Raw genomic sequence first — 23,653 nt, forward strand, 5'->3', positions numbered from 1 at the left:
GCGGACCTGCCGGGCCGCACTTCAAAAAAGGGAGTGGCACTTCGATGGATCTACAACAACAGCACGTTGAGTCGTTCACGGTTTCAGGCTTGCGCGTTCGAACCACCAACGCCGCAGAACACAAGGCCGAGACCGCGAAAATCGGCCCGATGTGGGGGCAATTCTTCGGCAAGAACCTGGCGGAGGCCATTCCCGGCAAGCTGACCGAGTCGCCGATTTACGGGGTGTACTCGGCCTATGAATCGGATGCTTCGGGGGCATTCGATGTGACGGCGGGTGTTGCCGTCGTCAATCCGCAGACGGATTTCGAAACCATTCGGATCGAAAGCGGCGAGTATCTGGTGTTCCAGGGACATGGCGCATTGCCCGATGCGGTCATTGCCACTTGGGGCCGGATCTGGAAGCACTTCGAAGCCAATCCGCAGATTCAGCGACGTTACGCCACTGACTTCGAGGCCTATTTCGGCCCCGAGTCAGTGTCGATTTACATCGGCATCCGCTAAGGCTGCGTTTCCCGGGACAACAACTCACGCTTGCGCTCCACGCCCCAGCGATAGCCCGAAAGGTTGCCGTCGCTGCGGACCACGCGATGGCAAGGGATCGCCACCGCAAGGCTGTTGGCGCCGCAAGCCTGAGCCACGGCCCGAACCGCTTTTGGCGAGCCGATGCGCTGGGCGATGTCGGCATAACTGGCGGTGCTGCCAACCGGTATTTCGCGCAGCGCCTGCCAGACCCGTTCCTGAAACGCGGTGCCCCGTACATCCAGTGGCAGATCGAGACCGATTGCCGGCGCTTCGATGAAGCCGACGACGTGGGCGATCAGTTGTTCGAACTCGGCGTCGGCTCCGATCAGGTTGGCCCGGCGAAACTGATCCTGCAGGTCGCAGACCAGTTGATGGGGATCGTCCCCCAACAGAATCGCGCAAATTCCTCGATCACTCTGTGCCACCAGAATAGCGCCGAGCGAGCATTGGCCGACCGCAAAACGAATGTCGTTGTTTTGCCCGGCGGCCCGGAAGTCGCCGGGTTTCATGCCCAGCAACTGGTCAGCGGCTTCATAGAAACGGCTGTTGGAGTTGAAGCCGGCGTCGTACAACGCGTCGGTCACCGAGTCGCCATCCGCCAACCGTTGCCGCACTCTGCGTGAACGGTGCGCCGCGGCGTACCCTTTGGGCGTCAGGCCGGTGGCGGCTTTGAATACCCGATGGAAATGGAATGAGCTCAGGCCGGCGGCATCCGCCAGTTCGTTGAGCGCTGGCAGGGTTTCCGCGGTTTCGATCTGTCGGCACGCAGCGGCTACCGTTGCGGCATGTTGCGCGGCCACGTCGCTTTGATCCTTGCTCGCCCGTTTGCTGGGGCGATAACCCGCTGCTTCGGCCTCTTCGGCGGTGTCGAAGAATTCGACATTCTGCGGCTTAGGCAAACGCGCCAGGCTGCTAGGACGGCAATAGATGCCGGTGGTTTTCACGGCGTAGACAAATTGACCGTCGGCCCGTGGGTCGCGGGCGACGACGGCGGACCAGCGTGGATCGTCTTCAATGTTCAGCGGGGTCGAAAGCGTTTTCATGATGGAGAGTCCGTTGACCTGTTGAATTTCAGGTTAACCAGTGCCGCCAACCGTAACACTCCGGCCCTTGCGGTCAAACTTTGCGCGGTTATCCGGCGGTGCGAAACGTCAGGTTGAAACGCTGTTCGCCCAACTGCGGATGTCGGCCGTACTTGATCGGCAGGACGCCGTGGTAGCGCAGCCGATCAACGCCACCCCAGATCACCATGTCGCCGTGCAGCAGTGGAATGCGCTGGCTCCTGTCGCTGCGGGCGAAACCACCGAACAGGAACATGGCGGGCAAACCCAATGACAGAGAAACGATCGGTGCGGTGTAGGAATGTTCGTCCTTGTCCTGATGCAAAGACATTTTCGCGCCGGGGACATAACGATTGATCAGGCAGGAGTCCGGTATGAAATCGGAAAATCCGACTTGCTTCGCCGCTGTCTGCGCCAGGTCGCGAAAGACTTCGGGCATCTCCGGCCAAGGCTGGTGGCTGAGAGGGTCATCGACCGAGTAACGGTAACCGCTGCGGTCGGTGATCCAGCCAAGCGCTCCGCAACTGCTGGTGGCTACTGACATGCTGAAGCCGCCGGGTGTCATCATGTGTCGCAACGGGGCGCGTTCGATGACCGATTTCAGAGCCGGCAATAATTGTTCGATACGGGGAAGGGCGAAGCCGCGCAGCACCCAGGATTGTTCGCCGATCTGCTCAGCGCGTCGGGGCTGCTCGGATTCGGTGTCGGCGAACAGATCGAAGTGGGTGTGCATGATGGTCAGGTAGCGTCGTGAAAAATGATGCCCAGAGTATGCCGTTTTCCGCTGTGCAGGCGGCTGACGCCGTGGCGCATGGTGACCCGATAGTCGCCGCGCACGCCTTTGACCGGGCGTTGGTTGACGGCAAAGATCAGCGCGTCGCCTTTCTTCAGGTCCATCACCAGTGGGCGAGACTGCATTCTCGGGCGTTGTTCGGTCAGGACGAACTCACCGCCGCTGAAGTCCTCGCCAGGTTCTGACAGAAGAATCGCCACTTGCAGCGGGAAGACGTGTTCGCCGTACAGGTCCTGATGCAAACAGTTGTAGTCCTGTGGGCCGTATTGCAGCAAGAGCGGGGTTGGCCGCAGTTGACCGGCGGCATGGCAGCGCGCAAGAAACTCGCTGTGCAGGGGTGGAAAGCGTTGCGGCAAGCCCATCCGTTCATGCCAGCGATTGGCCAGGGGAACAAGGCGCGGATAAAGCGCATTGCGCAGGCGCTCCACCAATGGAGGCAACGGGTAGCGCAGATACTTGTATTCGCCGCGACCGAAACCGTGGCGGGCCATGATCACCTGTGAGCGGAACGGTTCGCTTTGCGGGTACAGCGCACTCAGGCGATCACAGGTTTGCGGGCGCAACAGCGAACGGATGATGGCGCAGCCGTCCTGATCCAGCTGTTGTTCCAGTACGACCCAGTCGAGCGCGTCGAGGGGAGAGTCGGGTGACATCGGCATACTGATTCCTTGGCTTGCGTCCAGGTGATCAGTCTAGGCAGCCCGCCAGGCCGGAACACTCCGGCGCTTGCGGTCGAATTGTCACCCGCGTCTTACAACGCCTTGCTGACGCTGATGTCGCTGATCACGTCTTCGCTCTAGCCGTGCAGGGCATTCAGCGCAGCCTTGGCTTCTTCCGGCGTGCCGTTTTCCAGCTGGGCGAATTCGAAGCGGCGTTCGCCGTTCAGTTTGTACTTGATGACGTATTTGGTCGTTTGGGCCACGGTCATGCTTACCTGATTGCGTTAAGGGAGCCGATCAGCTGAGTTTCGAGCTGGAGCGACGGATGATCTTGATCGAGTGCGTCAGGGTCGGCTTGCGGGTCACACTGATCGCACGGCGGTTGACGGTGTCGATGGTGATGTTCCAGAACCCGGTGCTCGGCGCGGTAATGCGAGCCGGAAAGGTGTCGAACGCGCCGCCGTGATAGGTATGACGGCCGCCGTTCTTGAAGCTGCGGAAGTTGGCGTCGTTCATCAGACGGATGTTGCAGGTTTGTGAGCACTGGATGACGACGATGTCGTCTTCGTTGAGGTGCTCGCGCTGGTGAATAAATTTCATGGGCGCCTCCAGAAGGGCTTTTTCTACAAAATCAAAACGATAGCAGGGTCGATTGGCGCAGTTTATCAGCCCGGACAGGTTATTATCCGGCCGTCGGGCGCCGCTTTGACAATTAAAAACAGTTATTCGCGATTTCATGTGCGTTAAATGCAATGAGCCTCGGAGAAAAACGGCATTCACGCTGTCCGAGGGTCTTTATAGGAGATTCTGTATGAAGTGGGGTGTTGTCTTTGTGCCGTTGGCATTGGCGATGGGTGGTTGCGCAAGTGTTTCGGAAATCAATGAAACACTGCCGACCATGAGCGTCATTTCCGGCAAGAAACCCCACGAGTACGCACAGTGTCTGGCCGACAAGCTGGCGCAAAGCCGCGGGGCCCTGCAAATGGAGCCGCACAAGGACGGGGTTCGGGTGATCGTGCCAGGGAAGTTGTCGTCCGGCCCGGCAGCGGTGTTTGACATTGAGGACCGCTCCGGCGGCAGCAGCATCAAGTTGCACGAGCGCATGTCCAACGTGCCGATACGTCCAAGGGATGTGCGCAATGCCGCCACGGTGTGCATTTCCGGCTGATAAACTGTCAGTCATCGGTATTGATGCCGTCCAGGTCACGCCTGGGCGGCATTGTCATTTCTGGAGATGTGCATGAAGCGAGAACAGGTGCGCGAGCGCCATAAAGAGGGGCTGATCGCGGCCACCCATGTGATTCAGAACCCGGCGAATTCGGGTGAATGGATCGTGTTTTTCAAGAAGAGCGCCGGGCGCAGTTATTTTCTGGTGGATGAAAACGACGAAGTCGAATCATTTGGCCGTCTGGATGACCTGATTGAGGTCGTTCGCGGGTTGGGGATCAAGTTCGCCGAAATTCACATGTAAAACCTACTTGCAGACCACCACGACACTACGGTTCTTGTAGTTGCCGACATCGATACCTAGCGTTTTGTCGCTTTCCTTGGACGCCGGTGTGCCATCGGTTCCGACGATGCGATAGCCGGTGCCGGCGCAGGAGGCGTCAGCCTTTTCATAACAGGTTGCCCAGGAGTTGGCCTCGCCGGAGCAATCGATACTCAACCCTTGTTCGCCGTTGTCCAGATAAGTGGGTTGAGAGCTGGCGCAGCCGGCCAGGGCCAGAAGTGCTAACAGGGGCAGCATGCTGTGCAGCGTACGGGTGTTCATGGCGATGTCGTCTTCGGAAGGAGAGGGCTAGACGCTATGACAGCGCCGGCATGAAAAGGTTATAGCGATTGGCCACATCTTCATGTTCAAAAAAAGCCCCGCACTATGGCAGGGCTCTGGATGCGTTACAGCTGATCAGTCCTGATCCTTGCCGCGACGCTTCGGTGCAGGAGGCGTGTAATCAAGCACCGCGGCTACCTCAATCGCCATCGCTTCAGTGGGCAATGGACCGGACACATCTTCGCCGTTGGCGGCGGTGATATGCCACTGGCCATCTTTTGCCTTGGCGACGGTGTACCCGTTGATGATTTTTGCTGCGGACATCTAGCGGCCTCGTTGGCTGGTTCAAAGGCGTCATGATAACGGGAAACGGGCGGACGGGCGCGGGTCGATGCGGTGTTCCTGAATCTTTGGGCTACGCTGAATGCGCAGCTTCTGCGTGCGGATTGAACTATCCGCCAGAATATTTCTCTATGTTGACATCGGTTAGCCAGTGCGGGGCATTGTAAGGTGCACGCCGCCTGATTAGACTGCGCCGAAACTCGTACACACAGCCCTTTCAAGGACTTATATGATCAAGAAATGCTTGTTCCCAGCAGCCGGTTACGGTACTCGCTTCCTTCCAGCGACTAAAGCCATGCCCAAAGAAATGCTGCCGGTGGTAAACAAGCCACTGATCCAGTACGGCGTCGAAGAAGCTCTGGATGCTGGTCTGACTGAGATCTCCATCGTGACCGGCCGTGGCAAGCGTGCCCTGGAAGACCACTTCGACATCAGCTATGAGCTGGAAAACCAGATCAAGGGCACCGACAAAGAGAAATACCTGGTCGGTATCCGCAAGCTGTTGGACGAGTGCTCGTTCTCCTACACCCGTCAGACTGAAATGAAAGGCCTGGGTCATGCGATCCTGACCGGTCGTCCGCTGATCGGCGATGAGCCGTTTGCCGTGGTGCTGGCGGACGACCTGTGCGTCAACCTCGAAGGCGACGGCGTACTGACCCAGATGGTCAAGCTGTACAAGCAGTTCCGCTGCTCGATCATCGCCATCCAGGAAGTCGATCCGGCAGAAACCAGCAAGTATGGCGTCATTGCCGGCGAGATGATCCGTGACGACATCTACCGCGTACACAGCATGGTCGAGAAGCCAAAGCCGGAAGACGCGCCGTCCAACCTGGCGATCATTGGTCGTTACATCCTGACCCCGGACATCTTCGACCTGATCGAACAGACCGAGCCAGGCAAGGGTGGTGAAATCCAGATCACCGACGCCCTGATGAAGCAAGCCCAGAACGGCTGCGTAATGGCCTACAAGTTCAAGGGCAAGCGTTTCGACTGCGGTGGTGCCGAGGGTTACATCGAGGCAACCAACTTCTGCTTCGAAAACTTCTACAAGACTGGCAAGGCCTACTGATAGCGCCTGATCTGTCTGTACGAAAAAGCCACCTTCGGGTGGCTTTTTCATTTTTCGCCCCTATATCGGCAGGAGTGCTTGCCCAGCGGACGACGCCGGGTATGCTGATCGCCTGCCGAGGAGATAGAAATGGCCTACGATTTTGACCTTTATGTGATTGGTGCCGGTTCCGGTGGTGTGCGGGCTGCGCGTTTTGCTGCCGGTTTCGGTGCAAAAGTGGCGGTGGCCGAGAGCCGTTATCTGGGCGGCACCTGCGTCAATGTCGGCTGTGTGCCGAAAAAACTGCTGGTGTACGGCGCGCATTTCGCCGAAGACTTTGAACAGTCGTCCGGTTTCGGCTGGAGCTTGGGTGAGGCGAATTTCGATTGGGCGACCCTGATCGCCAACAAGGATCGCGAGATCAATCGCCTGAACGGCATTTATCGCAATCTGCTGGTCAACAGTGGCGTGACCCTGCACGAAGCGCACGCGAAGATCGTTGGCCCGCATGAGGTCGAGGTCAATGGTGAGCGTTTCACCGCGAAAAATATTCTGATCGCCACGGGCGGCTGGCCGCAGATTCCAGAAATCCCGGGGCATGAGCATGCCATCAGCTCCAATCAGGCGTTTTTCCTGAAAGAGCTGCCCAAGCGTGTCCTGGTCGTCGGCGGCGGTTACATTGCGGTCGAATTTGCCGGAATCTTCCATGGTCTGGGTGCGGAGACCACGTTGCTGTATCGCGGTGATCTGTTCCTGCGCGGCTTCGACGGCTCGGTGCGCAAGCATCTGCAGGAAGAGTTGACCAAGCGCGGCATGAATCTGCAGTTCAATGCCGACATCGAGCGGATCGACAAGCAAGCGGATGGCAGCCTGAAGGCGACCCTCAAGGATGGTCGTGTACTGGAAGCGGACTGCGTGTTCTACGCCACCGGTCGGCGTCCGATGCTGGACAATCTCGGGCTGGAAAATACCGAGGTGCAGCTGGACGACAAGGGCTTCATCAAGGTTGACGAGCAATATCAGACCACCGAACCGTCAATTCTTGCGCTGGGCGATGTCATAGGTCGCGTTCAACTGACGCCGGTGGCGCTGGCTGAAGGCATGGCGGTGGCGCGACGTCTGTTCAAGCCAGAGCAATACCGTCCGGTGGATTACAAGATGATCCCGACGGCAGTGTTCAGTCTGCCGAACATCGGCACCGTCGGCCTGACCGAAGAAGAGGCGCGGGAGGCGGGTCACGACGTGGTGATCTACGAAAGCCGTTTCCGACCGATGAAACTGACCCTGACCGAATGCCAGGAGCGCACGCTGATGAAGCTGGTGGTCGATGGCAAAACCGATAAGGTGCTGGGCTGCCACATGGTCGGGCCGGATGCCGGCGAGATCGTGCAGGGCCTGGCGATTGCTCTGAAGGCTGGCGCAACCAAGCGTGACTTCGACGACACCATCGGGGTGCACCCGACGGCGGCCGAAGAGTTTGTCACCATGCGCACGCCGGTCGGTGCTTAATCGTCCTTTGAAGTTTTTACGTCTGGCGCTGCCGCAGCGGTAGTGGCCAGGCGCAAACTGTCCTGAGCCTGGGTCAGTTGCTTTTCCAGTGACTGGTTGAGTTGGGCGTGCTCGTCGACGCTCTGCTTGAGTGTCTGGCTGTCCAGCAATGCCACGCGCAAACGTTCCTGGAGGAGGGTGCGTTCGCTGTCGACACGCGTCGCTTGCTCCAGCAGTTGATCCTGACGCTGATTGCTGTGTTTGAGCTGATCCTGCAGCAGGCTCAGTTCCCGCAGTGTGCCGCGGTTTTCGGTCAGCAAGCGTTCGTTGTCGCGGTGCAATTGAGTGATTTCATCCTGGCGCACCAGTGCGCTTTGCTGCGCCTGACGCAACTCCATCTGCAACTGCTGAACCTGACTTTCGTGACGGCTCTGTTCCTGTTCACGCTGCTCCTTGACGGCATTGCGGTAGTGCTCAAGTGCGTCGCGAGCGTGCAGGTGCTTTTCTTCCAGCGAGCGGATCTGCTCGTCCTTGTCCTGCAAGCGTAATTCGAAATCTGCCAGCGCCTGATTCAGGCCGGCATTGCGTGTCTGTTCGGTTTGCAGCATCGAGCGAGTGTCGCTCAACGCTTCGGATTCCTTGGCCAATGCAGCGCCCTGGATGTCGTGCTTTTGCTCCAGTTGCGCATGGTTCTGACGGAGCTGATTCAGCTCTGCTTCCAATGCCTGGCGTTGTTGTTCGTACTGTTCGCGAGCCTGATCAATCGGCTCCTGCGCCTGTTCTTTCAGGCGTTGCGCCAGGCGCGTGACGAGCGCCAGCAGCTCGTCATCAATCGGTTCTGCCGACGGATCAGCCGGTTCGCTGCCGTCATCCAGCTCCTTCAGATAGCGATGAATAGTGGTTTTCGATCCGGTGTTGCCCAGCTCGATGCGTACTGCGTCGATGCTTGGGTGTTCGCCACGGGCGAGGATCGCTGAGCGCGCGATCTGGACTACTGCTTTGTTAACGCCGCCACGGGCCATATGTGCTCCTACGATTACGTACTGTGGTACATGCCACCAAAGTACGCAGTGTACCATGCTGAACATAAAGTTAAATGTTTCAAGATGAACGGGCGGGATATACTGGTATTACCCCGTGTGAAGCGCCAGAATCCGCTTTTCAATCTTCAAATCAGTACATCTGCGAGAAATCAGCCCATGAGCGATCTGGATCGCTATCTGCAAGCCGCCACCCGTGACAACACCCGCCGCAGTTATCGTGCGGCCGTCGAGCATTTCGAAACGGTATGGGGCGGGTTCCTGCCCGCGACGGCTGACAGCGTCGCGCGGTATCTGGTGGCTCATGCGGGCGTGCTGTCGGTCAACACGCTGAAGTTGCGCTTGTCCGCGCTCGCGCAGTGGCACAACAGTCAGGGGTTCGCCGATCCGACCAAGACGCCGGTGGTGCGCAAAGTCTTCAAGGGCATCCGTGCGCTGCATCCCGCGCAGGAAAAACAGGCCGAGCCGTTGCAACTGCGTGATCTTGAACAGACCGTGGCCTGGCTTGAACAGGAAATGAAAGAGGCCCGAGAACAACAGGATCGGCCGTTGCTACTCAGAGCCTGTAGGGATCGAGCGCTGATTCTTCTGGGATTCTGGCGGGGTTTTCGCAGTGACGAGTTGTGCCGGGTGCAGGTCGAGCATGTGCAGGCCCACGCCGGCAGCGGCATCACCCTGTACCTGCCGCGCAGCAAGGGCGACCGGGAGAACCTCGGTCAGACCTATCAGGCCCCGGCGTTGCTGAAGCTGTGCCCGGTGCAGGCCTACATCGACTGGATCACCGAAGCGGCGCTCGTACGCGGCCCGGTGTTTCGCGCTGTCGATCGCTGGGGCAACCTGAGCGAGGAGGGCTTGCACGCTAACAGCGTGATTCCGCTGCTGCGACAGGCCCTGGAGCGCGCCGGAATCTCCGCCGAGCGCTACACCAGCCACTCGTTGCGCCGTGGCTTTGCCACCTGGGCCCATCAAAGCGGCTGGGATCTCAAGTCGTTGATGAGTTACGTGGGCTGGAAGGATATGAAGTCCGCCATGCGCTATGTTGAAGCGAGCCCCTTTCACGGGATGGCCCGGATTACGGATAAGCCGTTGTCGTCGTAGATATCGTTTTCTTCTATTAATACAGTCCGCTAATAGCGAAAACAAATCAGCAGCATCAGGTTTGCCAATGAGCCATCCGTCGAGTGAGTGGGTAGGATTCACCCATCGAATTCACAACCCTGACGGAGAGTCATCAATGCCTATCATCAACAGCCAAGTAAAACCGTTCAAAGCTACCGCGTTCAAAAACGGCGACTTCGTACAAGTCTCGGACGCTGACCTGAAAGGCAAATGGTCCGTAGTGTTCTTCTACCCAGCCGACTTCACCTTCGTTTGCCCAACCGAGCTGGAAGACCTGGCCGACAACTACGCTGCCTTCCAGAAACTGGGCGTAGAAATCTACAGCGTTTCGACCGACACCCACTTTGCCCACGCTGCCTGGCACAACACTTCGCCAGCCATCGGCAAAATCGAATACACCATGATCGGCGACCCGACCCACGTCATCTCCCGCAACTTCGACGTGCTGATCGAAGAAGCTGGTCTGGCTGACCGTGGCACCTTCGTGATCAACCCTGAAGGCCAGATCAAAATCGTTGAACTGAACGATGGCGGCGTTGGCCGTGACGCTTCCGAGCTGCTGCGCAAGATCAAGGCTGCTCAGTACGTTGCTGCTCACCCAGGCGAAGTTTGCCCAGCCAAGTGGAAAGAAGGCGAGGCCACTCTGGCTCCGTCCCTGGACCTGGTCGGCAAGATCTAAGTCTGTGACACGCAACGCAGGGCGGAACTCCGCACCTACCTAAGTAAGCTGCACCGCCCAATAGAAAAGCCCGGGCGAGATTCGCTCGGGCTTTTTTTCGCCTCAAATAAAGTCAGGAGATCGCCCGTATGTTGGACGCCAATCTTAAAGCCCAGTTGAAATCGTACCTGGAACGGGTCACCCAGCCGATCGAGATCGTTGCTTCTCTCGATGACGGTGCGAAATCCCGTGAAATGCTCGACCTGCTGAAAGACGTTGCCAGTCTTTCGCACCAGATTACTTTGATCGACAGCGGCGACGATGCACGCAAACCGTCGTTCTCGATCAACCGCCCGGGTGCCGACATCAGCCTGCGTTTCGCCGGCATCCCGATGGGCCATGAATTCACTTCGCTGGTGCTGGCCCTGCTGCAAGTCGGTGGCCACCCTTCGAAGGCCAGTGTCGAAGTGATCGAACAGATCCGCTCGCTCAAGGGCGAATTCAACTTCGAGACTTACTTCTCGCTGTCCTGCCAGAACTGCCCGGACGTGGTTCAGGCGCTGAACCTGATGGCCGTGCTGAACCCGAACATCCGCCACGTCGCCATCGACGGCGCGCTGTTCCAGGACGAAGTCAACGATCGCAAGATCATGGCTGTGCCGAGCATTTACCTGAACGGCGAAAACTTCGGCCAGGGCCGCATGGGCCTGGAAGAAATCCTCGCCAAACTCGACACCGGCGCCATCGAGCGTCAGGCCGAGAAAATCAGCGCCAAGCAGGCTTTTGATGTGTTGGTCGTCGGCGGTGGCCCGGCCGGTGCTTCGGCGGCAATCTATGCGGCACGTAAAGGTATTCGTACCGGCGTTGCGGCCGAGCGTTTCGGGGGTCAGGTGCTGGACACCATGGCCATCGAGAACTTCATTTCCGTGCAGGAAACCGAAGGCCCGAAACTGGCGACCGCGCTGGAAGAACACGTCAAGCAGTACGACGTCGACATCATGAACCTGCAGCGTGCCGACAAGCTGATCCCGGGCAAGAACGGTGAGTTGCACGAGGTTCGCTTTGCCAGCGGCGCAACCCTCAAAGCCAAGAGCGTGATTCTGGCGACCGGTGCGCGGTGGCGAGAAATGAACGTGCCGGGCGAGCAGGAATACCGCAACAAAGGCGTGGCGTACTGCCCGCACTGCGACGGTCCGCTGTTCAAAGGCAAGCGTGTGGCGGTGATTGGCGGCGGTAACTCCGGCGTCGAGGCGGCCATCGACCTGGCCGGTATCGTGTCCCACGTAACCTTGCTTGAGTTCGACGTACAACTGCGTGCCGACGCGGTCTTGCAACGCAAGCTGCACAGCCTGCCGAACGTCACCGTGATCACCAGTGCGTTGACCACTGAAGTCACCGGCGACGGGCAGAAGGTCAACGGCCTGCGTTACAAGGATCGCAACAGTGACGAGCTGCGCACTGTCGAGCTGGAAGGGATCTTCGTGCAGATCGGTCTGCTGCCTAACACCGATTGGCTCAAAGGCACCATCGAGCTGTCGCCGCGTGGCGAGATCATCGTCGACAACCGTGGTGAAACCTCGATCCCCGGCATCTTCGCTGCCGGTGACGTGACCACCGTGCCGTACAAGCAGATCGTGATTGCGGTAGGCGAGGGCGCCAAGGCTTCCCTCAGCGCCTTCGATCACCTGATCCGCACTTCAGCGCCGGCGTAAATCCCGGGCCTGAAAAAGAAAAACCCCATCAGCGATGATGGGGTTTTTTATTTCTTCAACGTCCTCTCCCCAAGGAAAGAGGTTTCAGCGCTTACAGCGGCGCCGGCTGAATGATCTCGACCCAGTAGCCATCCGGGTCCTTGATGAACGCCAGGCTTTTCATGCGGCCATCGGTCAGGCGCTTCTGGAAGTCGCAGCCCAGTTCTTCGAAACGTGCGCAGGCGGCGACGATGTCCGGCACCGAAATGCAGATGTGGCCAAAACCGCGCGGATCGGTGTTGCCATTGTGGTAGGCGAAGTTCGCGTCGTTTTCAGTGCCGTGGTTATGGGTCAGCTCGAGGATGCCGGGAATCGACTTCATCCACTCGGTGCGCGCAGCGGCGTCGGCCGGGATCTGCGATTTGTCGACCAGCGCGAGGAAGTACAGGCTGAATTCCGCTTCCGGGAAGTCACGTTTTTCCACCAGCGAGAAGCCCAGTACGCGGGTGTAGAAATCCAGCGACTTGGTGATGTCCTTCACGCGCAGCATGGTGTGGTTGAAGACGAAATTGCGGGTTGCGCTGTCCGGGGTGGCGGTCACGCCAGGGAAAGTGTTCAGTTCTTGCAGGCTCATGAGCCCTCCGTAACAAATTGGGGCGAGTGAATGGGCGCAATGATACGCATGCCTTGCGGCATCGCCAAACCGAAAGCGCGGGCTTGCCCTGCAGGCGGGCGGGCCTCAGACTTTACGGCTCAATCCGCGAGTGCCTCTGGTAATGATCCGACCGTTCAAATCGCTGTTCGTTTTCTTCGGCTTGTCCCTCATCGCGGCTGCGGCCTGCGCTGAGGCGCCGAGCATTACCTGGCCCGCCGGCTGGCAAGTCGAAGCGCTGCCCGAAACCGCACCGGAGGTTTCCCGTCAGCGGGCGGTGAAGACTGATGCCGATGGCAATCAGGTCATGGTGATGGAGTTGACGATGACGCGTGTGGAAACGGGTCATCAGGTCAATTTGCAAGGCGTGTTGCTGGAGATGCGCAAGTCGGTACAGAAAGACTTTTTCCAGGGCGGCTATCAGAGCGTTTGCAACAAGGTTCATGCAAGCACGCTCGGTTCACTGGCGGCCCTTGAGACCACTTGTACTGTCACCGAAAACGGCCGTCATGTGCTGTCACAAACATTGGTTGCCGCAGTAGAGGCAGACAAAGCCTATGTACTTTCCTATGCCGGGCAGGCCGAGGTTTACAAGGCCAGTGCGGATGAAATAGTGGCGGCGAGAAACAGCTTGAAATTTTAGTCAGCTGTTCGGTGGTCCGTGGGGCGTTAGATACCTGAAGTGATTAAATACAAAGTTGATCGCCCGGCAATGACGCAACATCCGGAAGCATAGTTCCAGTGCAAGACGGTGTTTGGCTCTCAACTTTCGCAACAAGAAATTGTTGCATTTGTTAGATATCGTCCAAAAAAAAGCCCTGCAAATGCAGGGCTTTTATGTTTGCGAGGGATTAACCGCGCAACCAGGAATCAACGGTGGCTGCACCGTATTGTTCCTTCCAGGCCTTCAGCCCGCGATGGTTGCCGCCCTTGGTCTCGATCAGCTCGCCGGTGTGCGGGTTCTGATAGACCTTGACCACGCGAGCACGGCGGGTTTTAGGTGCCGCGGCCTGTTGCAGGCCGGATTTTGCCGGATTCGGATCGAGGATGGCGATGATGTCGCGCAGGCCTTTGCCGTAGGTTTTCATCAGCCCCTGGAGCTTTTCTTCGAATTCGATTTCTTTCTTGAGCCCGGCATCGTTCTTCAGCGACTCCAGCTGCTTGAGCTGTTCTTGAAGGGCCTTTTCGGCTGCGCGAAATTCAGCGAGTCTGGACAATATCTTTACTCCAATAGTGTGTTTGGCTGATACCAACCGCAAACAAAGCTATAAGCCAAGAGCCTTGAAGCGACTCGGTGATAGTGGCTCACCTGCCAATCTAGCAACAGGTAAGAAAAATTGTAGTAGTTAATGCGTCAAGAGTAAATCATGACTTTTTCTTTATGTAAAAACAGCGATGTCTTGTATCAATTTGGTGCGATCGCTCTGAGCCCGCCGGTTTTATCGCGTTTAGTTAATGGTGAGTTAATGCATCGATGAAGTCTGCGGCCGGCATCGGTTTGCCAAACAGATAGCCTTGCAGAAAGTTGACGTGGTGCGCGGTCAGGTAATCTGCCTGGGTCTGTGTTTCCACGCCTTCGGCTACCGTGCCAAGGTCCAGTTTGTCGGACAGTTCGATGATGCTGTCCAGAATGTGGCGGGACAGGGCGTCCTTATCAATCATGGCGACAAATGTCTGGTCGATCTTCAGGAAGTCGACATTGAATGTTCTCAAGTAACCCAGGCTCGAATGACCGGTGCCGAAGTCGTCGATGGCGATTTTCACGCCCATGGCGCGCAGTTGTGCAAACAGTTGATGGGTGATGTCGGTGGGCTCGATCAACTCGCGCTCGGTCAACTCCAGCACCAGACTGATGCTGCCGGGGGCGAATGCCGCCAGAAACTCGCGGCAATCTTCCAGCAACTCCAGATCCTGGCAGTGACTGGCCGTAATGTTGATGCCGATGTGAAAAGGCGCCACAAAGGAAGACGACAGCGGCCCGAGTGCAACGGCGGTCTGTTGCATCAATGAACGGGTCATCGGCACGATCAGCCCGGAGTGTTCGGCAAACGGTATGAACAGGTCCGGACGCACCAGGCCTTCTTTGGGATGCTTCCAGCGCATCAACACTTCAGTGCCTGACCATTGTTTGCTGTCGCCATGCACTACCGGTTGAAAGTACGGAATGAATTCCCCCGCTTCCAGTGCGCGAAGCATTTCGTGACTCGGCGACGTAGAGCGTCTTTGCATGCTGTAGCCGATCGCGCCGGACACCGCGCCAAAAAACATCAGCAGGCTGAACAACGGCGGGTACTCGTTGCTCATGTACCGCCAGGTTTCACCTTCAGGGAAACCGGCCGACACCGTGAAAGCGTAGTGCGATGAGTTCAAGGTACTTTGCGCAACCGGCAACTCGGGCAGAGGGCCTTGGTGCACTTTGCCGTCGGCGGAAAGCCAGGTGTTGCCCACTTGCAGCAACAGCAATGTCTGCCGTCCGATCAGCCGCAGAATATTGCTCAAGTGATAACCGTCCAGCGTGGTCAGTGCGCCACCACGACCGTCGCTCAGCCGATACACCAGCAGCGCGGTGTCAGGCGTGACCGGGTTGCCGTTCATGAGCCACAACTTGCCCTGGGCATAATCGCCGGGATTGACCGCTTCTTTGAAGTCGCCGAACAGCGAACTGCAGTAGAGGTTGTTGTCCCACACCAGGTTGGTCGAGCGAACGAACGGGCGGCGGGTCACCTGTTCGCGCAAGGCCAGTTTGACGTTTTCGCACGTCTGGCCTGCCAGCGGCAGCAAATCACGCGCGGCCTGGGCGGTGTTGTCGAGCATCAGTTCGAATTGGCGCAGGGCTTCGTTGGCGGTTTCCCGGGAGCTCTGCTGGAGTGTGCGTTCGGCCTGCATGTGGAGAATGACGCTGCCGATAATGATCGGAAGCGCGCCACAAAGCAGTGTCACGATGATTCGGGTGCTGCGTTTGCGGCGGGGCCGGGCGGTCAGCGGCATGGGCGCATCCTGTCGCGATGAAATGGGATTCTCGATTGCAGACGGGGCAACGGGGCACCTTCCGGAAAGCGTTTGCTCTGTGCCCATGATAGATGGCCGATGGCGCTTGTGCCGCTCATCGGTAATCCAGCCGTGTCGCCAGCTGGATAAAGGCCAGGGCGGCGGGTGAAGCCTGACGTTGGTCAAGCACGGCCAGACCGACTTGTCGTTGCACGGTGGGTGACAGCGGTCGCTTCACGTAGCGCGGATCCGCCTCAACCGGCAGAGAACCCTCGGCCACGACCGTAATGGCATCGCCCCGGCCCACGGTGTCGAGGGTGCTCAGCAACTGCGAGCAGCGGTAGCGGATATTCGGGCTCAACTTTGCCGCGTTGAACATCCGCGACACCAACTCCGAGGAACCCGCCTCGGTCAGCACGAACGGGTCGTTGCACAGCGCCTTCAGGGTCAACGCATCACGAGTCGCCAGCGGATGATCGAGAGGGAGCAGGGCGACCATCTGATCTTCCACCAGGGCAAACGTGTCGAATCGATCTTCAGGCAGGACCACGAAACCGATATCGATCCGCCGCTCCTCAAGCCACTGGACCACTTGCCGATCCGGCCCTTCGTCGATGTGCACCTCGATGCCCGGATGCGCCTCGCGGTAATGCCGAAGAATGCTCGGCAGCAACCTGATCGATGACGTCGGGCCGAACGAGCCGATACGCAACGTGCCGCGTTTCATGCCCCGCGCATCGGCGGCTTCCTGGCGCAGTGTGTTGGCCAGCCCGAGCATGGCCCGTGCGCGCAACAGCAATTGTTCGCCAATGTCGCTGAGCTCCACGTGTGATTGATGCCGGCGCAGCAATTCGACGCCCAGTTCCTGCTCCAGCGACTTCAAGGCGTGGGACACCGCCGACTGTGAAATCCCCAGGCGATGAGCGGCGAGGGTGAAGCCGCGTAGCTCGGCCACCAGCGAAAAGATCTCGAGTTGGGTCAGGGTCATGAGTAAAGACTCATTTTACGATGATGTTGAATCAGTCGAATGATACGTCATTCGTCAGTTTCATCGTCGGGAGTGTTATGAACAGTCATGAATCCATTCGTCCGGTTGCCTCGGACATGCCGGTCTATCTGAACCTCGCCATGGTCAGCATGATCTGGGGCGGGACTTGGGTGGCCGGACGGTTTCTGGCCGGCAGCCTGAGCCCAATGCTTGCTGCCAGTCTTCGGTTCTTGCTGGCCAGCGTCGCGCTGCTTGGATTTTTGTGGCTGGCGCGGATTCCCTTCGCACGGCCGACGGCGGGGCAATGGCTGCAACTGGCATCGCTGGGGTTCTTCGGGATTTTCTTCTACAACCTGTGCTTCTTTTACGGCTTGCAATACATCAATGCATCGCGGGCCTCTTTGATCGTTGCGTTGAATCCGGCGGTGATTGGCCTGGCGTCATGGTTGCTGTTCAAGGAGCGCCTGAGTCGATTGAAAGTCATCGGCATCCTGGTTTGCATCGGTGGTGCGGGTGTAGTGATCGTCAGTCGCAATCCGCAATTGCTGGCCGCAACGCCAGACGCCTGGATCGGCGATCTGCTGATTCTTGGCTGCGTGTTGAGCTGGGGTGTTTATTCGCTGTTCTCCCGCCGCCTCAACCAGAGCATCGGCCCATTGCAGACGGTGACCTTTTCGATTTTGCTCGGCACGCTGATGCTCTGGGCACTGGCTGCCGTTCGCGGCGAAGTGAGCGGGGCGGCGGTGGCCAGTCTGGGGATGACGCAATGGCTGAGCCTGATCTATCTCGGGGTGCTGGGCTCGGCGCTGGCCTACATTGGCTATTACGATGGCATCCGCAAAATTGGCGCGACCCGCTCCGGCGTATTCATTGCGCTCAACCCGCTGACCGCCGTGCTGGCCGGTGCAATCCTGCTGGGCGAGCAACTGACGATGCCGATGTGCCTTGGCGGCGTGCTGATTCTGGCGGGCATCTGGCTGTGCAACAAACCCCTTGCACCGGGCCGAAAAAAGCGGATTTTATAGAGAGGGCAGACAACCCTATTTACGCTGTGTAGAATCGGGTTACGCATACAATAATAATCGTCTTCTGGCAGCAGAAGCCTCGCCCGCAAGAGCCTTGGGTCGACAATGAAGATATTCGGGTTTCAACTGATCTACGGTGACTTCCTCGCCCGCAGTGTGCGTGGCATCTCCTGTGCGCCACCCACCGGTCTCAGCATTACTGACAAATAACTCTGGTTAATTGATAAGAATGATGAGGCGCCAACCATGGCAGATTTATACGAAAACCCAATGGGCCTGATGGGCTTCGAGTTCATCGAGTTCGCATCGCCGACTCCTGGCACCCTGGAGCCGATCTTCGAGATCATGGGCTTCACCAAGGTCGCGACCCACCGTTCCAAAAACGTGCACCTGTATCGCCAGGGCGCGATCAACCTGATCCTCAACAACGAACCCCACAGCGTTGCTTCGTACTTCGCGGCTGAACACGGCCCGTCGGTGTGTGGCATGGCGTTCCGGGTCAAGGATTCGCAAAAAGCCTACAAACGCGCTCTGGAACTCGGCGCTCAGCCGATCCACATCGAAACCGGTCCGATGGAGTTGAACCTGCCGGCAATCAAAGGCATTGGCGGTGCGCCGCTGTACCTGATCGACCGTTTCGGCGAAGGCAGCTCGATCTATGACATCGACTTCGTGTTCATCGAAGGTGTTGACCGCAACCCGGTCGGTGCCGGCCTGAAGATCATCGATCACCTGACCCACAACGTGTATCGCGGTCGCATGGCCTACTGGGCAAACTTCTACGAGAAACTGTTCAACTTCCGCGAGATCCGTTACTTCGACATCAAGGGCGAATACACCGGCCTGACCTCGAAAGCGATGACCGCGCCGGACGGCATGATCCGCATCCCGCTCAACGAAGAATCGTCGAAGGGCGCCGGGCAGATCGAAGAGTTCCTGATGCAGTTCAACGGCGAAGGCATCCAGCACGTCGCCTTCCTGACCGACGACCTGGTCAAGACCTGGGATCAGTTGAAGAAGATCGGCATGCGCTTCATGACCGCGCCGCCGGACACCTACTACGAAATGCTCGAAGGCCGCCTGCCGAACCACGGCGAGCCGGTCGATCAGCTGCAATCGCGCGGCATCCTGCTGGATGGTGCGTCGGATAAGGAAGACAAGCGTCTGCTGCTGCAAATCTTCTCGGAAACCCTGATGGGCCCGGTGTTCTTCGAATTCATCCAGCGCAAAGGCGACGATGGCTTCGGCGAAGGCAACTTCAAGGCACTGTTCGAATCGATCGAGCGTGACCAGGTGCGTCGTGGCGTACTCGCTACCGAGTAATCTGCGGATGTAAAAAAGCCCGGCCTGCAATGTTGCAGGCCGGGCTTTTTATTGCGCGTCTTACGGGCGCCGCTGGCGCATCAGATGCTTGAACCCTTCAAACACCAGCACCACCACCGCCAGCCAGATCGGGATGTAGGTCAGCCATTCACCGGGTTTGATGCTCTCGCCGAGCAGCAGCGCCACACCGAGCAGCAACACTGGCTCCACGTAACTCAACAAGCCGAACAGGCTGAACGGCAGCAAGCGGCTGGCGATGATGTACACCACCAGCGCCGACGCACTGATCAGACCGAGCAGCGGAATCAGCCACGCCAGCGCCGGATACTGATCGAAAACGCCAAAACCCTGTTCGCCGCCGCGCACAAACCAGTACGCCACCGGCAGCATCAGCGTCATGTCGACCCACAAACCGCCGAGGTTGTCGGTCTTGAGGTATTTGCGCAGCACGAAATACAACGGGTAACCGACGACGACCACCAGCGTCGCCCAGGAAAACCCACCGACCTGATACAACTCGTTCAACACCCCGAGGCTGGCAAAAAACACCGCGACTTTTTGCAGGTACGACAGGCTTTCGCCATAAGCGATGCGCCCGGTCAGCACCATGGCCAGCGGCAGCAGGAAGTAGCCCAGCGATACATCGAGGCTGTAGCCATTGAGCGGTGCCCACATGAACAACCACAACTGCACACCCAGCAACGCAGCCGAAACGATCAGGCCACCGATCAACTTCGGCAGCGCTGGGATCCGGCGCAGCAACTCCAGCACCCGCCGCCATTCGCCGGACAACAACATGAACACGGTCATGCAGGGCACGGTCAGCAGCATCCGCCAACCGAAGATTTCCACGCCGCTCAACGGGGTGAGCAACGAGGTGTAGTAATACATGACGGCAAACAGCGTCGATGCTGTCACCGATAGAGCAATGCCTTTAGACAAACTGTCCTCGCGGGGGTGATGGTGAAACGGGGCGCGCAGGATACGTGGTTTTTGTGCTGAATATTGGCCGAGTGATCAATATTTCCAACAATCAAAAGCTCCCTCACCCCAGCCCTCTCCCGGAGGGAGAGGGAGCCGACCGAGGTGTCTTAAGAAATCCGTCGACCTGAAAAGGCCAGTCGATTATGGATTCACCACGAAAGCTTCAGGCAAAAGCTTAGCTTCAATGTTCCCCAATCGGTTCCCTCTCCCTCCGGGAGAGGGTTAGGGTGAGGGCAGCGATCTCAAGCCTGGCGCGGTTTCCGGCCCGACACAAAATGGCTCACATCATTAAACCCCGGCGTAGACGCATGCCCCGGCGTCACCAGCGAATCGATAAACGCCTCATCCTCAGCCGTGATCTTCACCGCCTGCGCCTTGGTGTACGCATCCCACTGTTCTTCAGTACGCGGCCCGACAATCGCCGAGGTCACTGCGCCGTTGTTCAGCACCCAGGCAATCGCAAACTCGACAATCCCGACCCCACGCTCTTTTGTGTATTGCTGAATCTGCTGGGCAATGCGCAACGACTCCACGCGCCATTCAGTCTCCAGAATCCGTTTGTCCTGGCGCCCGGCACGGCTGTTGGCGTCCGGGGTCACGTCCGGTGCGTACTTGCCGCTGAGCACGCCACGGGCCAGCGGGCTGTAAGGCACGACGCCGAGGCCATAAGTCTGGGCGGCGGTGATCTGTTCGGTTTCAGCCTGACGGTTGACGATGTTGTACAGCGGCTGGCTGATCACCGGGCGATCGACACCCAGTTTGTCCGCCACGCGAATCACCTCGGCAATCCGCCAGCCGCGATAGTTCGACAGGCCCCAATAACGGATCTTGCCTTGGCGGATCAGGTCGCCAATCGCCGAGATCGTCACTTCCAGCGGCGTGTTGTGGTCTTCGCGGTGCAGGTAATAGATGTCGAGGTAGTCGGTGCCGAGCCGGGTCAGGCTGGCCTCCAGACCATTGAAGATGTGCTTGCGGCTCAAACCGCTGCGGTTCGGCACACCGTCCACCGGGCCGAAACCGACCTTGGTCGCCAGCACCCATTCATGCCGATGACGGGCGATGGCTTCGCCGACGATCTCTTCCGAGCGGCCGTTGGTGTAGACGTCCGCGGTGTCGATGAAATTGATGCCCTGATCCCACGCCTTGTCGATGATGCGCAGCGACTCTTCCGCGCAGGTCTGTTCGCCGAACATCATCGTGCCGAGGGTGAGGGTGGACACCTGCAACCCCGAGTGACCCAGTGTGCGATAGCTCATGCCGAAATCCTTTTGTCGGTGGGAAAGCTTCCATCAAATACCAGAAGCGCCCGGTACGGCAAAGTGAATTTATCGGCGCAACGCCTCGCAACGCTCGCGTAAAAACGCCTGCAACACCTTCACCCGTTCCGACACCTGCACCCGGTGCGGGCACAACAGATTGAACGGTACGCTCTCGCCGTGCCAGTCATCGAACAGCGTCACCAGCCGCCCGGCGCGCACGTCTTCGGCGACGTCGAGCCAGGCCTTGTAGGCGATGCCGTGCCCGGCGAGCGCCCAGCGGCGGGCGACTTCGCCGTCGTCGCTGAGGTAGTCGCCGCGTACTTCGACCTCAACTGTTTCGTCGTCGCGATGGAAGCGCCAGGTGTTATAGGGCCGACCGTTGCGCAGGTAGAGCAGGGCGCTGTGCTCGCTCAATTCGGCAGGATTTTGCGGTGTACCGTGGCGCTCCAGATACGCAGGGCTGGCGCAGGCGACACGACGATGCTCAGGCAGGATCGGCAACGCCACCAGCGTCGAATCACTCGGCACGCCAAAGCGCAGCGCCACATCCACTGTCTCGCGAAACAGGTCCGCATGTCGGTCGTTGAGCAGCAATTGCAGTTGAATGTGCGGGTGCTCGCGCTTGAAATCGTCCAGCCACGGCAGCAGCACGTTGCGCCCGAAGTCCGACGGCGCCGCCAGTTGCAGCACGCCGCTCAGGCCTTCGGTCTGCTGCTTCAACGCCTGCTCGCCCTCGGCTAGCGTGGCTAATGCCAGACGCACGCTTTCCAGATAGCGCCGGCCTTCTTCGGTCAGGCGCATGCTGCGGGTCGAGCGGGCGAAGAGGCGGATGCCGAGGCGGGTTTCCAGGCGTTTCAAGGCGATGCTGGCGGCGGCCGGCGTCAGCTCAAGCGCCCGGGCGGCGGCGGAAATGCTGCCGGAGTCGGCGGTGCGGACGAAGATCTCAAGATCCAGAATCGAGCTCATTGGTAAAAATCCTTTAAAGATCCTTGGCGTTTTGCGGGATTTTTCCGGGATTGGCAAGCGCAGATACTGGAATCCTGAATAACCGCAGGAGACAGACATGACGTGGACATTCGATCATCTCGCCTTCAACACCGCTGATGGGCAGACGCTGCAGGACGCTTTCGGCGGGTTATTGGGATTGACGCCGGGGCGTCGGCCGCCGTTTCCGTTTCCCGGGCGCTGGTTGTATCAGGATGGGCAGGCGTTGGTGCATGTGATTGAGCAGCCTGCGCCGGGCGAGACTGCTTTGAGTCATATTGCGTTTCGTACCGATGAAGATGCAGCGGTGATTTTGAAGCGGGTGCAAGGCAGTGGGTTGCCGTATCAGGTGGCGCAGGTGCCGGAGGATGGGATCTGGCAGATTTTTGTGCAGATGCCGGGCGGGTTGGTGCTGGAACTGGATGCGAAAACGGGGATCTTGTGAGCGTTTAATCGTGGCGTTTAAAGGACACGTCCAGACACGCACCGCAGGCTACACAACCTTGCGCCGTTGCCTACGACTAAGCCAGAATCCGCCGGCTTGTGCGCTTGGGGGCCGGGTTTTATCGTTGTCCCGTCGCTGAAAAATAGCGATGGGGTTTGGTAGCCCGGTTCTGACTTGTTGCGCAACTCACCGTATTCGGACGCTTATCCGTCCGTGCTTTTATGGTGGCCATGCGTGGGGCGCTTTCGAGCGCGCCGGTTCTCCAAGTCACCGGTCTACCAACCCGTGTATGGCCACCACCTCTTCGTTTGGTAGCGAAGTTTGATGGCTCCATTTTTCTGATTTGGAGATTCAAACGTGATCAAACCAACACCCAACCCACCCGAAGTCGATTCAACGTCCCCCTACGAAACCCTCGACTCCAAGAAATTCCACGAAGCCGCCGAACGCGCCCTCGATCACTACCTCAATCCGTTCCACCCCAGAAAGCCGCTGCTCAAACCCAACACCCGCTACCTCATCGCTCCCGGTATCCCAAGCGAAGAACTGTTGGCCGACGCCTGCGAAACCCTGACCTCCGCCAAAACCATGGCCAGCGATTTCGCCGGGATGATCGATGCGCCGCAGCGGCACGTCCTGCTGGGGATTGGGCAACTGATCATGCTGGCGGAACTGGCGGTCAATCGGGTGCTGGATAATCTGGAACTGAAGACTGAAACTCCCCTTTAGCTAGATCGTTCCCACGCTCCGCGTGGGAATGCAGCCCGGGACGCTCCGCGTCCCTTCCAGAGCTGGAACGCGGAGCGTCCCT

28 protein-coding genes are annotated in these 23,653 nt (G+C 58.6%); 13 read left to right on the forward strand and 15 right to left on the reverse strand.

Annotation, left to right across the window (positions count from 1 at the left end):
• Window positions 1–44 precede the first annotated feature (44 nt).
• Entirely contained in the window at window positions 45–503 is a 459-nt protein-coding gene (locus tag AC3WRD_RS28505) for a GyrI-like domain-containing protein (protein ID WP_102622239.1), read from the forward strand.
• On the opposite strand, the gene ada is transcribed toward AC3WRD_RS28505, so the two are convergent.
• From ada to AC3WRD_RS28530, 5 genes are all read right to left on the reverse strand, one after another.
• Window positions 500–1,567, reverse strand: a complete 1,068-nt coding sequence (ada, locus tag AC3WRD_RS28510) for a bifunctional DNA-binding transcriptional regulator/O6-methylguanine-DNA methyltransferase Ada (protein ID WP_096821541.1) — start codon at window positions 1,565–1,567, stop codon at window positions 500–502. The genes AC3WRD_RS28505 and ada overlap by 4 nt on opposite strands.
• 88 nt (window positions 1,568–1,655) lie before the next feature.
• Window positions 1,656–2,318 (reverse strand): DNA oxidative demethylase AlkB, encoded by a 663-nt coding sequence (gene alkB / locus AC3WRD_RS28515; protein WP_102622238.1) that lies wholly within the window; start codon window positions 2,316–2,318, stop codon window positions 1,656–1,658.
• Between the two features lie 5 nt (window positions 2,319–2,323).
• The gene (locus tag AC3WRD_RS28520) at window positions 2,324–3,037 is read right to left on the reverse strand and encodes a 2OG-Fe(II) oxygenase (protein WP_102622237.1); all 714 of its coding nucleotides are present in this window, start codon (window positions 3,035–3,037) and stop codon (window positions 2,324–2,326) included.
• A gap of 137 nt (window positions 3,038–3,174) precedes the next feature.
• Window positions 3,175–3,306 carry a hypothetical protein gene (locus AC3WRD_RS28525; protein WP_256580577.1) on the reverse strand — a complete coding sequence of 44 codons (132 nt, stop codon included), beginning with the start codon at window positions 3,304–3,306 and terminating at the stop codon, window positions 3,175–3,177.
• Window positions 3,307–3,334: 28 nt separating this feature from the next.
• Window positions 3,335–3,637, reverse strand: a complete 303-nt coding sequence (locus AC3WRD_RS28530; protein WP_007958929.1) for a DUF1883 domain-containing protein — start codon at window positions 3,635–3,637, stop codon at window positions 3,335–3,337.
• A gap of 211 nt (window positions 3,638–3,848) precedes the next feature.
• On the opposite strand from AC3WRD_RS28530, the gene AC3WRD_RS28535 reads away from it, so the two are divergent.
• Window positions 3,849–4,205, forward strand: coding sequence for a hypothetical protein (locus AC3WRD_RS28535; RefSeq protein ID WP_096821537.1), 357 nt, complete (start codon window positions 3,849–3,851; stop codon window positions 4,203–4,205).
• A gap of 72 nt (window positions 4,206–4,277) precedes the next feature.
• A complete protein-coding gene (locus AC3WRD_RS28540; protein ID WP_096821535.1) occupies window positions 4,278–4,508 on the forward strand; it encodes a hypothetical protein in 231 nt (76 codons plus the stop codon).
• 3 nt (window positions 4,509–4,511) lie between these two features.
• On the opposite strand, the gene AC3WRD_RS28545 is transcribed toward AC3WRD_RS28540, so the two are convergent.
• Window positions 4,512–4,793, reverse strand: coding sequence for a hypothetical protein (locus AC3WRD_RS28545; protein ID WP_173861313.1), 282 nt, complete (start codon window positions 4,791–4,793; stop codon window positions 4,512–4,514).
• 150 nt (window positions 4,794–4,943) lie between these two features.
• Window positions 4,944–5,132, reverse strand: coding sequence for a hypothetical protein (locus tag AC3WRD_RS28550; RefSeq protein ID WP_096821531.1), 189 nt, complete (start codon window positions 5,130–5,132; stop codon window positions 4,944–4,946).
• A 247-nt stretch (window positions 5,133–5,379) separates the two neighbouring features.
• Between AC3WRD_RS28550 and galU the strand changes: the two genes are divergently transcribed.
• Window positions 5,380–6,219, forward strand: coding sequence for a UTP--glucose-1-phosphate uridylyltransferase GalU (galU, locus tag AC3WRD_RS28555; RefSeq protein WP_085710029.1), 840 nt, complete (start codon window positions 5,380–5,382; stop codon window positions 6,217–6,219).
• 129 nt (window positions 6,220–6,348) lie between these two features.
• A complete protein-coding gene (gene gorA / locus AC3WRD_RS28560; protein WP_102622235.1) occupies window positions 6,349–7,707 on the forward strand; it encodes a glutathione-disulfide reductase in 1,359 nt (452 codons plus the stop codon).
• Here the strand turns inward: gorA and AC3WRD_RS28565 are convergent.
• Window positions 7,704–8,708 (reverse strand): DNA-binding protein, encoded by a 1,005-nt coding sequence (locus AC3WRD_RS28565; protein WP_102622234.1) that lies wholly within the window; start codon window positions 8,706–8,708, stop codon window positions 7,704–7,706. The two genes, gorA and AC3WRD_RS28565, sit on opposite strands and share 4 nt — an antisense overlap.
• A 177-nt stretch (window positions 8,709–8,885) precedes the next feature.
• Here AC3WRD_RS28565 and AC3WRD_RS28570 point away from each other — a divergent pair, with 177 nt between their 5' ends.
• The 3 genes from AC3WRD_RS28570 (at window position 8,886) to ahpF (ending at window position 12,215) form a co-directional block, all read left to right on the forward strand.
• A complete protein-coding gene (locus AC3WRD_RS28570; RefSeq protein ID WP_102622233.1) occupies window positions 8,886–9,824 on the forward strand; it encodes a site-specific integrase in 939 nt (312 codons plus the stop codon).
• A 136-nt stretch (window positions 9,825–9,960) separates the two neighbouring features.
• Window positions 9,961–10,524 (forward strand): alkyl hydroperoxide reductase subunit C, encoded by a 564-nt coding sequence (ahpC, locus tag AC3WRD_RS28575; protein ID WP_003224621.1) that lies wholly within the window; start codon window positions 9,961–9,963, stop codon window positions 10,522–10,524.
• 128 nt (window positions 10,525–10,652) lie between these two features.
• Window positions 10,653–12,215, forward strand: coding sequence for an alkyl hydroperoxide reductase subunit F (gene ahpF / locus AC3WRD_RS28580; protein WP_096821525.1), 1,563 nt, complete (start codon window positions 10,653–10,655; stop codon window positions 12,213–12,215).
• Between the two features lie 91 nt (window positions 12,216–12,306).
• On the opposite strand, the gene gloA is transcribed toward ahpF, so the two are convergent.
• Window positions 12,307–12,828, reverse strand: coding sequence for a lactoylglutathione lyase (gloA, locus tag AC3WRD_RS28585; RefSeq protein ID WP_102622232.1), 522 nt, complete (start codon window positions 12,826–12,828; stop codon window positions 12,307–12,309).
• A 142-nt stretch (window positions 12,829–12,970) separates the two neighbouring features.
• Between gloA and AC3WRD_RS28590 the strand changes: the two genes are divergently transcribed.
• On the forward strand, window positions 12,971–13,489 hold the full coding sequence (locus AC3WRD_RS28590; RefSeq protein ID WP_102622231.1) for a DUF4946 domain-containing protein: 519 nt from the start codon (window positions 12,971–12,973) through the stop codon (window positions 13,487–13,489).
• Window positions 13,490–13,697: 208 nt separating this feature from the next.
• Here AC3WRD_RS28590 and AC3WRD_RS28595 read toward each other — a convergent pair whose 3' ends face one another.
• The 3 genes from AC3WRD_RS28595 to AC3WRD_RS28605 all read right to left on the reverse strand — a co-directional run bounded on the left by AC3WRD_RS28595 (window position 13,698) and on the right by AC3WRD_RS28605 (window position 16,822).
• The gene (locus AC3WRD_RS28595; protein ID WP_096821522.1) at window positions 13,698–14,063 is read right to left on the reverse strand and encodes a histone-like nucleoid-structuring protein, MvaT/MvaU family; all 366 of its coding nucleotides are present in this window, start codon (window positions 14,061–14,063) and stop codon (window positions 13,698–13,700) included.
• A 235-nt stretch (window positions 14,064–14,298) separates the two neighbouring features.
• Window positions 14,299–15,834: an EAL domain-containing protein gene (locus AC3WRD_RS28600; RefSeq protein WP_102622230.1), complete on the reverse strand. Its 1,536-nt coding sequence runs from the start codon at window positions 15,832–15,834 to the stop codon at window positions 14,299–14,301.
• A gap of 115 nt (window positions 15,835–15,949) precedes the next feature.
• On the reverse strand, window positions 15,950–16,822 hold the full coding sequence (locus AC3WRD_RS28605; RefSeq protein ID WP_102622229.1) for a LysR family transcriptional regulator: 873 nt from the start codon (window positions 16,820–16,822) through the stop codon (window positions 15,950–15,952).
• A gap of 77 nt (window positions 16,823–16,899) precedes the next feature.
• Here AC3WRD_RS28605 and AC3WRD_RS28610 point away from each other — a divergent pair, with 77 nt between their 5' ends.
• Both AC3WRD_RS28610 and hppD read left to right on the forward strand, forming a co-directional pair.
• On the forward strand, window positions 16,900–17,847 hold the full coding sequence (locus AC3WRD_RS28610) for a DMT family transporter (protein WP_102622228.1): 948 nt from the start codon (window positions 16,900–16,902) through the stop codon (window positions 17,845–17,847).
• 246 nt (window positions 17,848–18,093) lie between these two features.
• Window positions 18,094–19,170 carry a 4-hydroxyphenylpyruvate dioxygenase gene (gene hppD, locus AC3WRD_RS28615; protein WP_096821515.1) on the forward strand — a complete coding sequence of 359 codons (1,077 nt, stop codon included), beginning with the start codon at window positions 18,094–18,096 and terminating at the stop codon, window positions 19,168–19,170.
• 60 nt (window positions 19,171–19,230) lie between these two features.
• Here the strand turns inward: hppD and rarD are convergent, their stop codons facing one another.
• From rarD to AC3WRD_RS28630, 3 genes are all read right to left on the reverse strand, one after another.
• Window positions 19,231–20,112 carry an EamA family transporter RarD gene (gene rarD, locus AC3WRD_RS28620; RefSeq protein WP_096821514.1) on the reverse strand — a complete coding sequence of 294 codons (882 nt, stop codon included), beginning with the start codon at window positions 20,110–20,112 and terminating at the stop codon, window positions 19,231–19,233.
• 284 nt (window positions 20,113–20,396) lie between these two features.
• Complete coding sequence (locus AC3WRD_RS28625; protein WP_102622227.1) at window positions 20,397–21,410, reverse strand: aldo/keto reductase; 1,014 nt, start codon at window positions 21,408–21,410, stop codon at window positions 20,397–20,399.
• A 69-nt stretch (window positions 21,411–21,479) separates the two neighbouring features.
• Window positions 21,480–22,379 (reverse strand): LysR family transcriptional regulator, encoded by a 900-nt coding sequence (locus AC3WRD_RS28630; RefSeq protein ID WP_102622226.1) that lies wholly within the window; start codon window positions 22,377–22,379, stop codon window positions 21,480–21,482.
• 97 nt (window positions 22,380–22,476) lie between these two features.
• Between AC3WRD_RS28630 and AC3WRD_RS28635 the strand changes: the two genes are divergently transcribed.
• Window positions 22,477–22,842 (forward strand): VOC family protein, encoded by a 366-nt coding sequence (locus AC3WRD_RS28635; protein ID WP_102622225.1) that lies wholly within the window; start codon window positions 22,477–22,479, stop codon window positions 22,840–22,842.
• A 357-nt stretch (window positions 22,843–23,199) separates the two neighbouring features.
• Complete coding sequence (locus AC3WRD_RS28640; protein WP_102622224.1) at window positions 23,200–23,571, forward strand: DUF6124 family protein; 372 nt, start codon at window positions 23,200–23,202, stop codon at window positions 23,569–23,571.
• Window positions 23,572–23,653: the final 82 nt, after the last annotated feature.

The sequence above is a fragment of the Pseudomonas sp. FW215-R2 genome (assembly GCF_058789255.1).

Coding starts and splice junctions, on each gene's coding strand:
- AC3WRD_RS28505 (WP_102622239.1), top strand. CDS start 45: ATGGATCTACAACAACAGCACGTTGAGTCGTTCACGGTTTCAGGCTTG.
- ada (WP_096821541.1), bottom strand. CDS start 1,567: ATGAAAACGCTTTCGACCCCGCTGAACATTGAAGACGATCCACGCTGG.
- alkB (WP_102622238.1), bottom strand. CDS start 2,318: ATGCACACCCACTTCGATCTGTTCGCCGACACCGAATCCGAGCAGCCC.
- AC3WRD_RS28520 (WP_102622237.1), bottom strand. CDS start 3,037: ATGCCGATGTCACCCGACTCTCCCCTCGACGCGCTCGACTGGGTCGTA.
- AC3WRD_RS28525 (WP_256580577.1), bottom strand. CDS start 3,306: ATGACCGTGGCCCAAACGACCAAATACGTCATCAAGTACAAACTGAAC.
- AC3WRD_RS28530 (WP_007958929.1), bottom strand. CDS start 3,637: ATGAAATTTATTCACCAGCGCGAGCACCTCAACGAAGACGACATCGTC.
- AC3WRD_RS28535 (WP_096821537.1), top strand. CDS start 3,849: ATGAAGTGGGGTGTTGTCTTTGTGCCGTTGGCATTGGCGATGGGTGGT.
- AC3WRD_RS28540 (WP_096821535.1), top strand. CDS start 4,278: ATGAAGCGAGAACAGGTGCGCGAGCGCCATAAAGAGGGGCTGATCGCG.
- AC3WRD_RS28550 (WP_096821531.1), bottom strand. CDS start 5,132: ATGTCCGCAGCAAAAATCATCAACGGGTACACCGTCGCCAAGGCAAAA.
- galU (WP_085710029.1), top strand. CDS start 5,380: ATGATCAAGAAATGCTTGTTCCCAGCAGCCGGTTACGGTACTCGCTTC.
- gorA (WP_102622235.1), top strand. CDS start 6,349: ATGGCCTACGATTTTGACCTTTATGTGATTGGTGCCGGTTCCGGTGGT.
- AC3WRD_RS28565 (WP_102622234.1), bottom strand. CDS start 8,708: ATGGCCCGTGGCGGCGTTAACAAAGCAGTAGTCCAGATCGCGCGCTCA.
- AC3WRD_RS28570 (WP_102622233.1), top strand. CDS start 8,886: ATGAGCGATCTGGATCGCTATCTGCAAGCCGCCACCCGTGACAACACC.
- ahpC (WP_003224621.1), top strand. CDS start 9,961: ATGCCTATCATCAACAGCCAAGTAAAACCGTTCAAAGCTACCGCGTTC.
- ahpF (WP_096821525.1), top strand. CDS start 10,653: ATGTTGGACGCCAATCTTAAAGCCCAGTTGAAATCGTACCTGGAACGG.
- gloA (WP_102622232.1), bottom strand. CDS start 12,828: ATGAGCCTGCAAGAACTGAACACTTTCCCTGGCGTGACCGCCACCCCG.
- AC3WRD_RS28590 (WP_102622231.1), top strand. CDS start 12,971: ATGATCCGACCGTTCAAATCGCTGTTCGTTTTCTTCGGCTTGTCCCTC.
- AC3WRD_RS28600 (WP_102622230.1), bottom strand. CDS start 15,834: ATGCCGCTGACCGCCCGGCCCCGCCGCAAACGCAGCACCCGAATCATC.
- AC3WRD_RS28605 (WP_102622229.1), bottom strand. CDS start 16,822: ATGACCCTGACCCAACTCGAGATCTTTTCGCTGGTGGCCGAGCTACGC.
- AC3WRD_RS28610 (WP_102622228.1), top strand. CDS start 16,900: ATGAACAGTCATGAATCCATTCGTCCGGTTGCCTCGGACATGCCGGTC.
- hppD (WP_096821515.1), top strand. CDS start 18,094: ATGGCAGATTTATACGAAAACCCAATGGGCCTGATGGGCTTCGAGTTC.
- AC3WRD_RS28625 (WP_102622227.1), bottom strand. CDS start 21,410: ATGAGCTATCGCACACTGGGTCACTCGGGGTTGCAGGTGTCCACCCTC.
- AC3WRD_RS28630 (WP_102622226.1), bottom strand. CDS start 22,379: ATGAGCTCGATTCTGGATCTTGAGATCTTCGTCCGCACCGCCGACTCC.
- AC3WRD_RS28635 (WP_102622225.1), top strand. CDS start 22,477: ATGACGTGGACATTCGATCATCTCGCCTTCAACACCGCTGATGGGCAG.